The following is an 11,906-nucleotide window of genomic DNA, read 5'->3' on the forward strand; positions in this document are numbered from 1 at the left end:
TGAACAACGACCGACAAAGATACAGATTGCGGGAGAGTTTTTGGACGTTTTGCTGTTTATGCCTGTGTGATGAAACACTTGCTCATTGGATTGGTTCGACTGTATCAGGCTATCCTATCGCCCTGGTTGCCCAACGCCTGCCGGTACACGCCCACTTGTTCGCAATACGCTATCGATGCGATTCGCAAATACGGGGCCGTTCGGGGCGGTTGGCTGGGCCTGAAACGAATTGGTCGCTGCCACCCGTGGGGTGGGCATGGCTATGATCCGGTGCCATAAACTGTTTACTGAAATTATGATTGGAATATCTGCTGATAATAAATTGAAACGTCTGATTGTAGTGGGCGACCGTGTTTTAATCAAGCCCAAAGACCCCACCGACCGCACTGCCAGCGGCCTGTATCTGCCCCCTACTGTTCAGGAAAAAGAACAGGTGCAATCGGGCTATGTCATAAAAGCGGGGCCGGGCTACCCCATTCCGGTGGCGACGGAAGACGAACCGTGGAAAGAAACGGAAGAAAAGGTGAAATACATGCCGTTGCAGGCGCAGGAGGGCGATTTAGCTCTGTATCTGCAACGAAACGCCATCGATCTGCAATACGAAGGTGAGCAGTACGTAATTGTGCCACAGGCGTCGATCCTGATGCTTGAACGCTCGGAGGATTTAGCTTAAACCCAAACACTATGCAACGCCGTTGGTTCTTACTCGTGGCAGTCCTCATACTGGGACTCACTCTTGTTATGGAAAGCGTAGCGAATCAGCGAAAGTCGCTCAAAGCGATTTTGTCGGAAAAGAAAGATCATCGGCGTGTGCTGCTGCTCTATGGCCGCGACGGCAGCAGTGGTGGCCCCGGTCAGCGGCTCCTGATCGAGCAACAGGAAAACCTGAACGAACACCGCAACGGCCTGGCCGAGCGCGACCTCGACGTTATTGTATTGATAGCTTCAGAAGTATCTGAACCCGACCGGCAGTTTCTGATGCACGAGTATCATCTTCAACCGTCCGAAGAGTTTATTGGCTGGCTCATCGGCAAAGATGGCGGGCTGAAACATACGTACAAAAAGCCGGTCGATGCCGCCGAACTCTTCGGCCTCATCGACACTATGCCCATGCGGAAGCAGGAAATGAAACAGTAAGTCTGAACCAGGATTAGCCATGATTATCACGATTAAAACAAGATTCTGCGCTGCGCTTTCTGGATTCTGTAAACAAATAGCGCAGCGTTAAATCCTGTTTAATCGTGATAATCATGGCTAATCCTGGTTCAGATATTAAAATGTCTTTCCTTCCGTGACTCCTTTCCACGTATCGGTGCGGAAGGGTACGGCGGGGAAGCCTTCGCGGTTGTATAGGTTTACGTCGCCGTTGTCGTCGGCCCAGCCGTAGCGAACGGCGACGGGCGCAGCTACGGCGTCACAGTACACCACAACCGTGTTGCCCTGAATTTCGGCTTTGGCGTAGTGAAACTGCTGGTCGGTTCCAGCCAGTTCAAAACCTTTCAGATAGCCGTATCTGTCTTTGACCGACAGGCCGCTGCCGGTGTTCCGAAACAGTAATACAGCGCGATTGCCATCGACGGTCATCTTCTCGAATAGCGGCCCCGCACTGACGCCGGGTTTCTGGTAGGCCACGCGCATGGCTTCGGCGGCTAAGCGTTTGCCTACGTCCTGCTTGTTGCGCGGGTGAATATCGTTCGCTTCGCCAATGTCTGAAGTTACGGCCATGCCAGTGTTGGGCAATTGCAGCGTCAGGGTCTGTGCCTCGCGGAGTTCGCCCCACGTGCTTCCTTTGCGGCTGTCGCCGTTGGCCGAGTTGTAGCTGGCTAACTGCACGAACAAGAACGGAAATTCATACCCCCAGTGTTGCCGCCAATCCTGGATCAGCAGCGGAAACGCCCGCCGGTACTGATGCGCCCGCCCCGCGTTCGACTCACCCTGATACCAGATTGTACCGGCAATGGCATATGGAATCAGCGGCTTCAGCATGGCGTTGAACAGCAGCGTAGCGTAGGTGTTTGGCCCGGCGGTATATGAGCTTGGAAACGCCTGCGCTATGCGGTACTGCCACGAGCCTGCCAACGGCAGTTCGGTGGTTCCGAAGGTAAGTTTCATTGCTTCGGGGTCGCCCATTAAACCGCCACTGCCCCCCGTATCTTTTACCCGAACCACAATCACGTTCCGACCGGGTTTGAGCAATCCGTTGGGCAGTTCGTACAGGCGGGGTTTGGTTCTTCCATTAGTTGTGCCAACAAACTGCCCATTCACAAAGGTTGAATCGGCATCGTCAACAGCTCCGAACAACAGTTGAGGATTCAGCAGATCGGTATTGGCGGGTAGCGTCACCTCGCGCCGAAGCCAAACCACCCCGTCGAATACGGGCAACCCGCGCCATTCCCAATCGCCGGGCATTGCTATGGTTTTCCAGTCGGCAGCGTTAAAATCGGGGTTGGCCCAGGCCAGTTCATCGGCGGGCGTTGGTAGGATGCCGCCCTGCACGGTCTGTATCAATTGCCGGATGCGTTCCTGACCACTTTGACGCATCTGTTCCAGGTCGGCAGGCAGGTTGGCTACGGCTTTTGCGAGTTCGGGGTCTGAGGCCATCGCCTGTCGGCTGGTCCAGGTTTCAGAATGTGTGCCACCCCATGAGGTGTTAATCAGGCCAATCGGTACGTTCAACTCCTGCTGGAGTTGCCGGGCAAAAAAATAGCCTACCGCCGTAAACGCAGGGGCTGTACCGGGCGTACATACGGCCCATTCTCCTTCGATGTCATCTTTTGGAGTCAGGCTAATAGCTTTTTTGACCAACAGTTGCCGAATCTGCGGATAATTGGCTGCGTTGATTTCTTTGTTGGCATTGGTCGCCTGTCGTAGCGGCCACTCCATATTCGACTGCCCCGAACAAACCCAGACTTCACCCAGCAGAACATCGGTTAAAACCAGTTCGTTTTTGCTGCCTTTCACCGTCAGGTCATACGGTCCGCCCGCTTCCATAGGGTCGAGTGTTAGCTGCCAGCGGCCATCTTTTCCGGCCTTAATGGTTTTTGTCTGCTTGTTCAGCAACACCGTTACGCGTTCGTTTGCGTCGGCCCATCCCCAGATTGGCAGCGGTTTTCGGCGTTGCAATACCATGTGTGAGCCAAACACGTGCGGCAAGCGAACATCGGCCAGCACAGGCTGCGCCATTGCCAAAAAGATAAATAACCAGCGGTAGCAAAAACTTTTCATCAATCTGGGGCTTATAGTTCTGTTCAAGTAAAAGACAATACCGTCTGTTTACTACCAAACAAAACCACCAGACATGCTGCCCTCTACCGCCGAGCGTATATTGATTACGGGAGCCAGTGGCAACGTTGGCCTGGAAACGCTGCGTGCTTTAGTAAAGCACCCGCATAAATCCCAGATCGAATTACTCGCCGGCACGCGCAGCCCTGAGACTGACATGCGCGTAATACCCATACAACCCGACCGATATGTGCTGCTCGATTTTACCGACCCGGCCACCTTCGACGCGGCCCTATCGGGCGTTCGGCGCGTGTTGCTGGTTCGCCCTCCGCAGTTATCCGATGCTAACCGCTACTTTCGCCCGTTTGTCGAGGCCATGAAACGAGCAGGTGTTCAGCACGTTGTATTTCTATCGCTACAGGGCGTAGAAAACAACCCGGTAACGCCCCATTATACCATTGAAAAACTGATTGTTGAAGCGGGACTGCCGTTTACGTTCCTGCGTCCGAGTTTTTTCATGCAGAATCTCAGCACCACCCACCGCGATGAAATCCGGTCTCGCAACGAGATTTTTATTCCTGCTGGCAATGGTCGAACCAGCTTCGTTGACGTGCGCGACATTGGTGCCGTGGCCGCACTTGTGTTAACCGACACCACGGGCAATCATCTCAATCGGGGCTATGAGCTAACTGGTTCAGAAGCCCTCACGTACAGCGAAGTGGCGCAGATGCTGACGCAGGTGTTGGGACGGAAAATTAGTTATCGCAACCCGTCGGTGGTGCGGTTTATCTGGCGGAAGTGGCTGACGGAGAAAAACCCGCTCGGTTTTACGCTCGTGATGGTGGCCTTGTACACTGTCTCGAAATTAGGAAAAGCGGCCCGCACTACCTCCGACCTGGAACGGCTTTTGAAACGACCGCCCATCAAATTCCGGCAGTTCGCGATGGATACAAAAGCGGCCTGGCTGTCATAAAAAAAGCCCCGGCGTTGAGCCGGGGCCAAATCGTTTCAGTTATTTTTTATCGAATTCGCTGCCTTCCCTGCACCTCCAGTACGTCGGGCTGTTTGCGCCTGAGCGAGAGCGTGTAGCGCAGACTCACGCCATAACTCATGCCCGAACCCGTACCGCGCAACTGTGCCTGCTGCGCCAGCGTATTGTTGATGGTATAGGCCACATCAGTAGTGAGCGACGTACCTAAGCCCCAGAACTTGCGAACCGTGAAGCCGAGGTCAACATTATTACTTAGCCGCACATTGTATTCGGCACCGAGTTCGGCCATTGCCGTAGCCCGGCCATTGACGTTGGTCTGACTGTTAAGGCGCAATGTATCGACGGTTTCGTTCCGCCGGTAGCCAATCAGCGAAAACTGACCCTCGCGCTGCCCGTTGTTTGGCACCAGCCACATACCGCCACTGAGCCAGAAACCTGACCGCAGCCACGGCCCGCTCGTTGACGCAAGCAGCCGTTTGCCACGCAGCATAAACGCGTTGTGCGAATTGGTATAGCGATACACCAACGGCGACCGACCATTGCTTACCGACACCTGCGTGTGAATCGGCATCCGGGCATAGCCTGCTTCTATGGCCCACCGCTCCCGCGCCGACCAGCCAACCACCGCACTCCAGTCGAGTTTGGTAACACGGTCACTTTCAATAAGTCCGTTCAGGGAGTTGTCTAATTTAGCCCGGTCGGTACGCACAAAGGCGTCGAAACTTACATACCACCGGTCGCGGATTTGCGGGCCACCGTAGCGCATCGTCAGCCGGTCGAGCTGACGGCTTCGGTCGGGTAGCCGGTAGTAGTCGGCCATATCCTGCCCAACCGCAGGCAGAGCGGCTAAAGCGAGACAACTATACAGCAGGTAGCGTTTCATCATGCAGGTTGAATTAGTTGAGCAAGCGTGTATGCAAAGAACACGATAAACCGTTGTTTGTTCCAACTACGCAAACCAACCAGCCTATCGTTGCATACGTAAGCACGAATCGGTATAAATCTAACAATCAAGCGGTTAAAAAACAACAAATCCGACTCGTTAGTCGGATTTGCTGGCAAAATCAGTAACTCAGCGTCTTACTCTGACGTTATGAACCGTGTTTGGTCACAGGAACCGATACGGTCATGTTATCCCAGGCAATGGTCAGGCTGCTGTTGGCAGGCGTAATCGTCAGTTTTTCAATGGCGGTTTTGTTCATCGACACCGGCACTTTCACCGAGGCCACGTCGCCACTTTTGATTTTCTCGTAGTCATACGCGCCCCACTGACCGAGTGTGCTGTTGAGCAACACGGTCCATTCTTTTTCGCCGGGAATCGTGTACAGCGTATACGTACCGGCTTTTACCATTTTGCCGCCAAACATCACATCGTTGGCAAACGTAATTTCGGTAGCCTCGTTGGCACCCGTGCGCCATACTTTTCCGTATTTCTCTAACCCGCCTTCGCCAAAAACAACCCGGCCCCGCTTGGAGGGCTGTCCGTAGGCCACTTTAATACTTTTATCGGGGCTTTCGGCAGTAATGCGCGGACTCATAGGCGGTTTTTTGTCCTGCGCCTGTGCCAGCGATACCATCGCAAAGAGGAATGAGAAGACGAATAATAGCTTTTTCATGCGTGAAAATTGGTTTGTTTTGATACCGTCGGTATTAACGACATAAAGTAAACGATAGTTTTTGGTAGCCAATATATATAATGACGCAAAAATTGGTATTTTTACTCGTAAAAGTAGTATGCAAGCATACCGATTTTAAACCAGATCGTCCCAGATGGCAACGACCTATTTCAGCAAGCGAAACCTTCATTTTTTGCTGCACGAAGTCTTCAAAGCTGAAGAACTGACGCAGTACGAGTATTTCAGCGCGCACGACCGCGAAACGTTTAATCTTGTGCTCGATTCGGCCACCTACATCGCCGATACGCTCATGCACCCGTACCTGAAAGAAGTAGATAAAAACCAGCCCGAACTGAAAGATGGGCAGGTGACGGTTCACCCGAAGGTGAAAGAGTTTATGCAGGCAATGGGCGACGCAGGTCTGATTGGTGCGGGCTTCTCGTTCGAGCACGGCGGGCAGCAATTGCCCGAAATGATTAGTTCGTGCGTGGGCTTTATTCTGATGGCGGCCAACAACGGTATGATGTACACGGGCCTGTCGTCGGGAGCGGCTCACCTGATTACGTCGTTCGGTTCGCCCGAATTGTCTGAATTTTATGTACCTAATATGCTTTCGGGCAAATGGCAGGGTACGATGGCCCTGACCGAACCGCAGGCCGGTTCGTCGCTGTCGGACGTGACTACCTCGGCCACACCCCTGACCGACGGCGAATCCGTGCCGGGAAGCTACAAGATTAAGGGTCAGAAAGTGTTTATATCGGCGGGCGACCACGACGCCGTCGATAACGTTGTTCACCTGATGCTGGCCCGCATCGATGGTGCGCCCAAAGGCACAAAAGGCATTTCGCTCTTTGTGGTGCCAAAATACCGGCCTGATGGCAACAATGGCTTCGTTGACAACGACGTGCAGTCAACGGGCGTTTACCACAAAATGGGGCAGAAAGGCGTACCGGCCATGCACCTCACAATGGGGTCGAACGACAACACGATTGGGTATATTGTCGGCGAACCGCATCAGGGCCTGCCGTATATGTTTCAGATGATGAACGAAGCCCGGATTGGTGTAGGCATGACGGCTGCGGCCATTGCTACGGCGGCTTATCACGCGGCAGTACAATACGCCCGCGAACGCCCGCAAAGCCGTCGACTGAACGAAAAAAACCTGCTCGATGCCCCCCAGACACCCATCATCAACCACCCCGACGTGCGCCGGATGCTGCTGTTCCAGAAAGCCGTTACGGAAGGGTCGCTGTCGGTGCTGATCGAAGCAGCGCGGTTGTACGACATCAGCAAAGTAGCGGAAGGCGACGATAAAGACAACGCTTTCCTGCTGCTCGACCTGCTGATGCCGGTAGCCAAAACCTACCCGTCGGAAATGGGCGTTCAGTCGGTAAGCCAGAGTTTGCAAACGTTTGGTGGCTACGGCTTTACGGAAGATTTTCCGGTTGAGCAACTCTACCGCGATATTCGGATTACGCCCATCTACGAAGGCACTACAGGCATTCAGGCGCAGGACTTGCTGGGCCGTAAAATGACCATGAAGGGCGGCAAGGCTCCGCAACTGCTGTTTGCCGAGATGGGTAAAACCATTGCCGAAGCCAGCATGTTCGACGATCTGAAGCCGTATGCCGAGCAGTTAAACGGTGAAATGAAGCGAATTCAGGAAGTGTTTTCCGCGCTGTTGCCCCACGCCATGAAGGGCGACACAGAACGTTATCTGGCCGATGCCACGCTGTTTCTGGAGTTGTTCGGTATTGTGGTGGTAGCCTGGCAGTGGCTCAAGCAGGCTATCGTTGCCAAACACGCGCTGCTGACCCAAAACCCGCAAGGCGACGACCTGACATTCTACGAGGGCAAGCTGCACACCATGAAGTTCTTCTTCCACTACGAAGTACCCAAAACGCTGGGCTTAGCCGTGCGGCTGAAAGACCCCGAAGTACTGACTATTGTTTCCGAAAAAGAACTGGCTCTGTAGAGAGCAGGTGTTACGCGTGTTCGGTAAAGTGTACCGGGTTATGGTTCGCCAACCTGATACACTTTACCGAACACGTTTTATTTTTCAGTGGATTAGCCGGTTGCAGGGCATGAACAACCATGTAGGTCGCCACAGCAGTCAGCACCGCCACCACTACTTCGCGTAGCAGGTTTTTGGCCGTACCGACCTGATAGTCTATTAACTCAACTAACCGGCGACAAGGGAGACAGAAGACCGGAAGAAAAGTAAACATAAACAGGCGGAATTTTGCCCCGCTTTAACCAAACAAACCATGAACACTGAGCAATTAATCAACCTGATTCAAGCGGCCCAAACACCCGACCAGATTCGCGAAGCCAACCGGCTGGCGGCTGCCTATCTGAAAGCCAGTGAAGGGTTGGATAGCTACGAAAAACAGGCCGTTCAGCGGGCTAAGTCTGATGCGCTGAACCGCTTCTTAGATGAAGTTGAGTTTGAGCAACAGGAAACCTTGCGGTTTCTGGCTCTGAACGGCAAACAATACGACCTGAACGAATGGCTTACGCCGATGGAGTACGCCCGCAAGTACAACCTGCGTTCGGTCAATAACGTAACAAACTGGATGATTCGGGGCGTTATTCCGCCCGCCGATATTGTAGACGTGCCAGAACTGAACGGCCTGCGTTTGGTTCGGGATCGGGTCTATAAAGAAATCCCGCAAGGGATGGGCAGCTAACCACTGCCTGCGTTAGAATGCAAATAGCTCGGATACTGTGTATCCGGGCTATTTTAGTTATTGCTGTTGGTTCTGTCTGGCTTGTTCTGCCTGTTGTACCCGTATACCGTAGGCAATCAGGTTGGCCTGCCCAATTCGTTCCCATTCAGTTCCTTGTTTTCGAGTTTCGCGCTCTTCGTCCTGCTTTTCAGTAGATTAGCTCTCGAATATTTCACTCTATGCCATCATGGACCACCTGCACCTATAAAAAAAGCACCCGACGTGATTAGAGGATCTACAATCCAATTCCGTTTCGAGTGCTTCATTTCAAAAACGACGGTTAAACGCATTTCGTTCATGACTCCCGAAGAACAGTTTCAATCCTGCTTATTAGTGGATTAGCTCTCGAATGCGATGTCGAAGCTACCCGCCGTGCTTGAAGCGGGGTTTCAATCCTGCTTATCAGTGGATTAGCTCTCGAATTTTCGGCGGCTTTGCGTTCGATGATACCCACGAAGAGCGTAGGTTTCAATCCTGCTTATCAGTGGGTTAGCTCTCGAATATGTCCTCGGCGCACATTATTACCTCGGCGCGGCAGTGTTTCAATCCTGCTTATCAGTGGATTAGCTCTCGAATGCGCATGTCGGCCTCCGGGTTTGCCAGCAACTGGTACAGTTTCAATCCTGCTTATCAGTGGATTAGCTCTCGAATCGTCAGCAGCCCCGGCATTCGGGCCATTTCCATTCTGTTTCAATCCTGCTTATCAATGGATTAGCTCTCGAATATATGCTTATTGACTATATCCGAAATCCCGATTTAGCGTTTCAATCCTGCTTTTCAGTGGATTAGCTCTCGAATCCTGCTGGCAGTGGTGGCCGGTGGCTTAATCCTTTACGTTTCAATCCTGCTTATCAGTGGATTAGCTCTCGAATCTGGAGCAATACCGAGAGTTTACCATCGGGCTATATGTTTCAATCCTGCTTTTCAATGGATTAGCTCTCGAATCCGGGTAGTTCCGTAATGCACACAAGCCGACAGAAAATGTTTCAATCCTGCTTTTCAATGGATTAGCTCTCGAATCAAAACCAAAGCCGGGGCCAGCATCGACGTAGACGAGTTTCAATCCTGCTTTTCAATGGATTAGCTCTCGAATCCGGCCACGTGGTTGCGCGGCAAGTACGATAACGATTAGTTTCAATCCTGCTTTTCAATGGATTAGCTCTCGAATAACCGACCGCCGAGGGCCGGGCCTACGAGGAAAAAATGTTTCAATCCTGCTTTTGCTCTCGAATGTCGCAGGGCGTCATGGACAAACTCGCTCAGTACACGTTTCAATCCTGCTTATCAGTGGATTAGCTCTCGAATCGTCTTTGCCCGAAAAAAACACGTACAGAATACTTTCGGGTTTCAATCCTGCTTATCAGTGGATTAGCTCTCGAATCTCGATTGAGCCGCTGGTTAAGTTTGTGGAAGAGTAGTTTCAATCCTGCTTATCAGTGGATTAGCTCTCGAATGGCCTACGCCAAGAGTGCACGCAGTTCGGGCATCGAGTTTCAATCCTGCTTATCAGTGGATTAGCTCTCGAATCTGATTCGGGATACCAACGAAAGCCACGGCGGTACGGGGTTTCAATCCTGCTTATCAGTGGATTAGCTCTCGAATAACCGGAACAGCTTCGTGCAGGTTGAAGCCCATGAGTTTCAATCCTACTTTTCAATGGATTAGCTCTCGAATATATACATTTGTGTCAACAAGCCGGGAAACATTCGAGGTTTCAATCCTACTTTTCAATGGATTAGCTCTCGAATAAGTCCAGCAGGGCCAACAGATCCACGCGCTGCTCATGTTTCAATCCTACTTTTCAATGGATTAGCTCTCGAATCTTCCAGATCGTGGGGAGCCTCTTTGGTGTCTACTTGTTTCAATCCTACTTTTCAATGGATTAGCTCTCGAATCGTGTTTGCCGGTTCTTTGTACGTAGGGGCTTCACCGGTTTCAATCCTGCTTTTCAATGGATTAGCTCTCGAATTGGCGGCATCACCAATTGGCGCAGCGGGTAACAGGGGTTTCAATCCTGCTTTTCAATGGATTAGCTCTCGAATTTGTTCCGTCACCCTTCGCGCCCCACAACTGTACGCGTTTCAATCCTGCTTTTCAATGGATTAGCTCTCGAATTTTTTTTCAGGAAAGCATGTCGTCTTCCTGTTGCACGTTTCAATCCTGCTTTTCAATGGATTAGCTCTCGAATCGCGCAGGCGGCAATGGAGCGGGCCACCGCTCCGGTGTTTCAATCCTGCTTTTCAATGGATTAGCTCTCGAATCTACACCGAACGCTTCGTAATAGTCGCATACTCGAAAGTTTCAATCCTGCTTTTCAATGGATTAGCTCTCGAATTACCTGCGCTATGTGGTGGCCGGTGATCTGGGTAAAGGTTTCAATCCTGCTTTTCAATGGATTAGCTCTCGAATGGGCAATTACGTTACTACCTTCATCGAAGCCTAACCAGTTTCAATCCTGCTTTTCAATGGATTAGCTCTCGAATTGATCGTAGATGTGATTCGGGTTACAGTTGCCATCGAGTTTCAATCCTGCTTTTCAATGGATTAGCTCTCGAATCAGGTGGTCAAACCCTCAATTTTTTCTTGGAGTTCTGAGTTTCAATCCTGCTTTTCAATGGATTAGCTCTCGAATTAAACTCCCGAAATTCTTCGCTCATTTGGCGCAAGATGTTTCAATCCTGCTTTTCAATGGATTAGCTCTCGAATCCGGCGTATTGCGCTGAATCCTATCAGCCAAAACCTGTGTTTCAATCCTGCTTTTCAATGGATTAGCTCTCGAATAGGTGAAAAAAGGTACATTACAGGGTACGAGTGGGGGTTTCAATCCTGCTTTTCAATGGATTAGCTCTCGAATCAAATAGTGTTGGCAGATGTTGGCAGGCTGCCGAATGTTTCAATCCTGCTTTTCAATGGATTAGCTCTCGAATCTGGTTGAGAGGTGGTTTACCCACAAATCCGCATACGGTTTCAATCCTGCTTTTCAATGGATTAGCTCTCGAATAACAACGACTCAACCATTTGCTTAGACACTTTCATGTGTTTCAATCCTGCTTTTCAATGGATTAGCTCTCGAATCTGGCCCCCGTCGTCAGCTTTGAGCCGGGGGGCGAAAGTTTCAATCCTGCTTTTCAATGGATTAGCTCTCGAATTCCGTTGTGGACGACGCCATGCCGGGACTACTCGGACGGTTTCAATCCTGCTTTTCAATGGATTAGCTCTCGAATCGTAGGCCAGATTGTACGCCAGTCCCGTTAACGGTATGTTTCAATCCTGCTTTTCAATGGATTAGCTCTCGAATAAGATTGGGTTCCGTTCGACATTGTGTCGAACGACGGTTTCAATCCTGCT

Annotated in this window: 10 protein-coding genes and 2 CRISPR repeat arrays (1 of these 12 cut by a window edge); of the genes, 6 read left to right on the top strand and 4 right to left on the bottom strand. The window is 51.4% G+C overall.

The window, feature by feature from the left end; translation table 11 throughout:
• Nucleotides 1–69 precede the first annotated feature (69 nt).
• The 3 genes from yidD to AWR27_RS14795 are packed head-to-tail and all read left to right on the top strand — an operon-like array spanning nucleotide 70 to nucleotide 1,137.
• The gene (gene yidD / locus AWR27_RS14785; RefSeq protein ID WP_077131877.1) at nucleotides 70–279 is read left to right on the top strand and encodes a membrane protein insertion efficiency factor YidD; all 210 of its coding nucleotides are present in this window, start codon (nucleotides 70–72) and stop codon (nucleotides 277–279) included.
• 16 nt (nucleotides 280–295) lie between these two features.
• On the top strand, nucleotides 296–673 hold the full coding sequence (locus AWR27_RS14790) for a co-chaperone GroES (protein WP_077131878.1): 378 nt from the start codon (nucleotides 296–298) through the stop codon (nucleotides 671–673).
• A 35-nt stretch (nucleotides 674–708) separates the two neighbouring features.
• Entirely contained in the window at nucleotides 709–1,137 is a 429-nt protein-coding gene (locus AWR27_RS14795) for a DUF4174 domain-containing protein (RefSeq protein WP_335695388.1), read from the top strand.
• A gap of 135 nt (nucleotides 1,138–1,272) precedes the next feature.
• Here AWR27_RS14795 and AWR27_RS14800 read toward each other — a convergent pair whose 3' ends face one another.
• Nucleotides 1,273–3,225, bottom strand: a complete 1,953-nt coding sequence (locus tag AWR27_RS14800; RefSeq protein ID WP_077131880.1) for a sialate O-acetylesterase — start codon at nucleotides 3,223–3,225, stop codon at nucleotides 1,273–1,275.
• Nucleotides 3,226–3,298: 73 nt separating this feature from the next.
• Here AWR27_RS14800 and AWR27_RS14805 point away from each other — a divergent pair, with 73 nt between their 5' ends.
• Nucleotides 3,299–4,195 (top strand): SDR family oxidoreductase, encoded by an 897-nt coding sequence (locus AWR27_RS14805; RefSeq protein ID WP_077131881.1) that lies wholly within the window; start codon nucleotides 3,299–3,301, stop codon nucleotides 4,193–4,195.
• A 46-nt stretch (nucleotides 4,196–4,241) separates the two neighbouring features.
• Here the strand turns inward: AWR27_RS14805 and AWR27_RS14810 are convergent, their stop codons facing one another.
• The gene (locus AWR27_RS14810; protein WP_077131882.1) at nucleotides 4,242–5,099 is read right to left on the bottom strand and encodes a hypothetical protein; all 858 of its coding nucleotides are present in this window, start codon (nucleotides 5,097–5,099) and stop codon (nucleotides 4,242–4,244) included.
• Between the two features lie 205 nt (nucleotides 5,100–5,304).
• Nucleotides 5,305–5,829, bottom strand: coding sequence for a DUF2911 domain-containing protein (locus AWR27_RS14815; RefSeq protein WP_077134009.1), 525 nt, complete (start codon nucleotides 5,827–5,829; stop codon nucleotides 5,305–5,307).
• Between the two features lie 154 nt (nucleotides 5,830–5,983).
• Here AWR27_RS14815 and AWR27_RS14820 point away from each other — a divergent pair, with 154 nt between their 5' ends.
• Nucleotides 5,984–7,804 carry an acyl-CoA dehydrogenase gene (locus tag AWR27_RS14820; protein ID WP_077131883.1) on the top strand — a complete coding sequence of 607 codons (1,821 nt, stop codon included), beginning with the start codon at nucleotides 5,984–5,986 and terminating at the stop codon, nucleotides 7,802–7,804.
• 10 nt (nucleotides 7,805–7,814) lie between these two features.
• Here the strand turns inward: AWR27_RS14820 and AWR27_RS14825 are convergent, their stop codons facing one another.
• On the bottom strand, nucleotides 7,815–8,057 hold the full coding sequence (locus AWR27_RS14825; RefSeq protein WP_077131884.1) for a hypothetical protein: 243 nt from the start codon (nucleotides 8,055–8,057) through the stop codon (nucleotides 7,815–7,817).
• A gap of 39 nt (nucleotides 8,058–8,096) precedes the next feature.
• On the opposite strand from AWR27_RS14825, the gene AWR27_RS25100 reads away from it, so the two are divergent.
• The gene (locus AWR27_RS25100) at nucleotides 8,097–8,519 is read left to right on the top strand and encodes a hypothetical protein (protein ID WP_083732865.1); all 423 of its coding nucleotides are present in this window, start codon (nucleotides 8,097–8,099) and stop codon (nucleotides 8,517–8,519) included.
• 353 nt (nucleotides 8,520–8,872) lie between these two features.
• Nucleotides 8,873–9,727: a CRISPR direct-repeat array (repeat unit 37 nt; unit sequence GTTTCAATCCTGCTTTTCAATGGATTAGCTCTCGAAT).
• Nucleotides 9,728–9,826: 99 nt separating this feature from the next.
• A CRISPR array of direct repeats spans nucleotides 9,827–11,906; the repeat unit is 37 nt; unit sequence GTTTCAATCCTGCTTTTCAATGGATTAGCTCTCGAAT (it continues 1,124 nt past the right edge of the window).

Origin of the sequence: Spirosoma montaniterrae (genome assembly GCF_001988955.1) — a bacterium.
Lineage (GTDB): Bacteria > Bacteroidota > Bacteroidia > Cytophagales > Spirosomataceae > Spirosoma > Spirosoma montaniterrae.

Excerpts from the sequence above, each read along its gene's own strand:
- yidD (WP_077131877.1), top strand. The coding sequence starts at position 70 with ATGAAACACTTGCTCATTGGATTGGTTCGACTGTATCAGGCTATCCTA.
- AWR27_RS14790 (WP_077131878.1), top strand. The coding sequence starts at position 296 with ATGATTGGAATATCTGCTGATAATAAATTGAAACGTCTGATTGTAGTG.
- AWR27_RS14800 (WP_077131880.1), bottom strand. The coding sequence starts at position 3,225 with ATGAAAAGTTTTTGCTACCGCTGGTTATTTATCTTTTTGGCAATGGCG.
- AWR27_RS14805 (WP_077131881.1), top strand. The coding sequence starts at position 3,299 with ATGCTGCCCTCTACCGCCGAGCGTATATTGATTACGGGAGCCAGTGGC.
- AWR27_RS14810 (WP_077131882.1), bottom strand. The coding sequence starts at position 5,099 with ATGATGAAACGCTACCTGCTGTATAGTTGTCTCGCTTTAGCCGCTCTG.
- AWR27_RS14815 (WP_077134009.1), bottom strand. The coding sequence starts at position 5,829 with ATGAAAAAGCTATTATTCGTCTTCTCATTCCTCTTTGCGATGGTATCG.
- AWR27_RS14820 (WP_077131883.1), top strand. The coding sequence starts at position 5,984 with ATGGCAACGACCTATTTCAGCAAGCGAAACCTTCATTTTTTGCTGCAC.
- AWR27_RS14825 (WP_077131884.1), bottom strand. The coding sequence starts at position 8,057 with ATGTTTACTTTTCTTCCGGTCTTCTGTCTCCCTTGTCGCCGGTTAGTT.
- AWR27_RS25100 (WP_083732865.1), top strand. The coding sequence starts at position 8,097 with ATGAACACTGAGCAATTAATCAACCTGATTCAAGCGGCCCAAACACCC.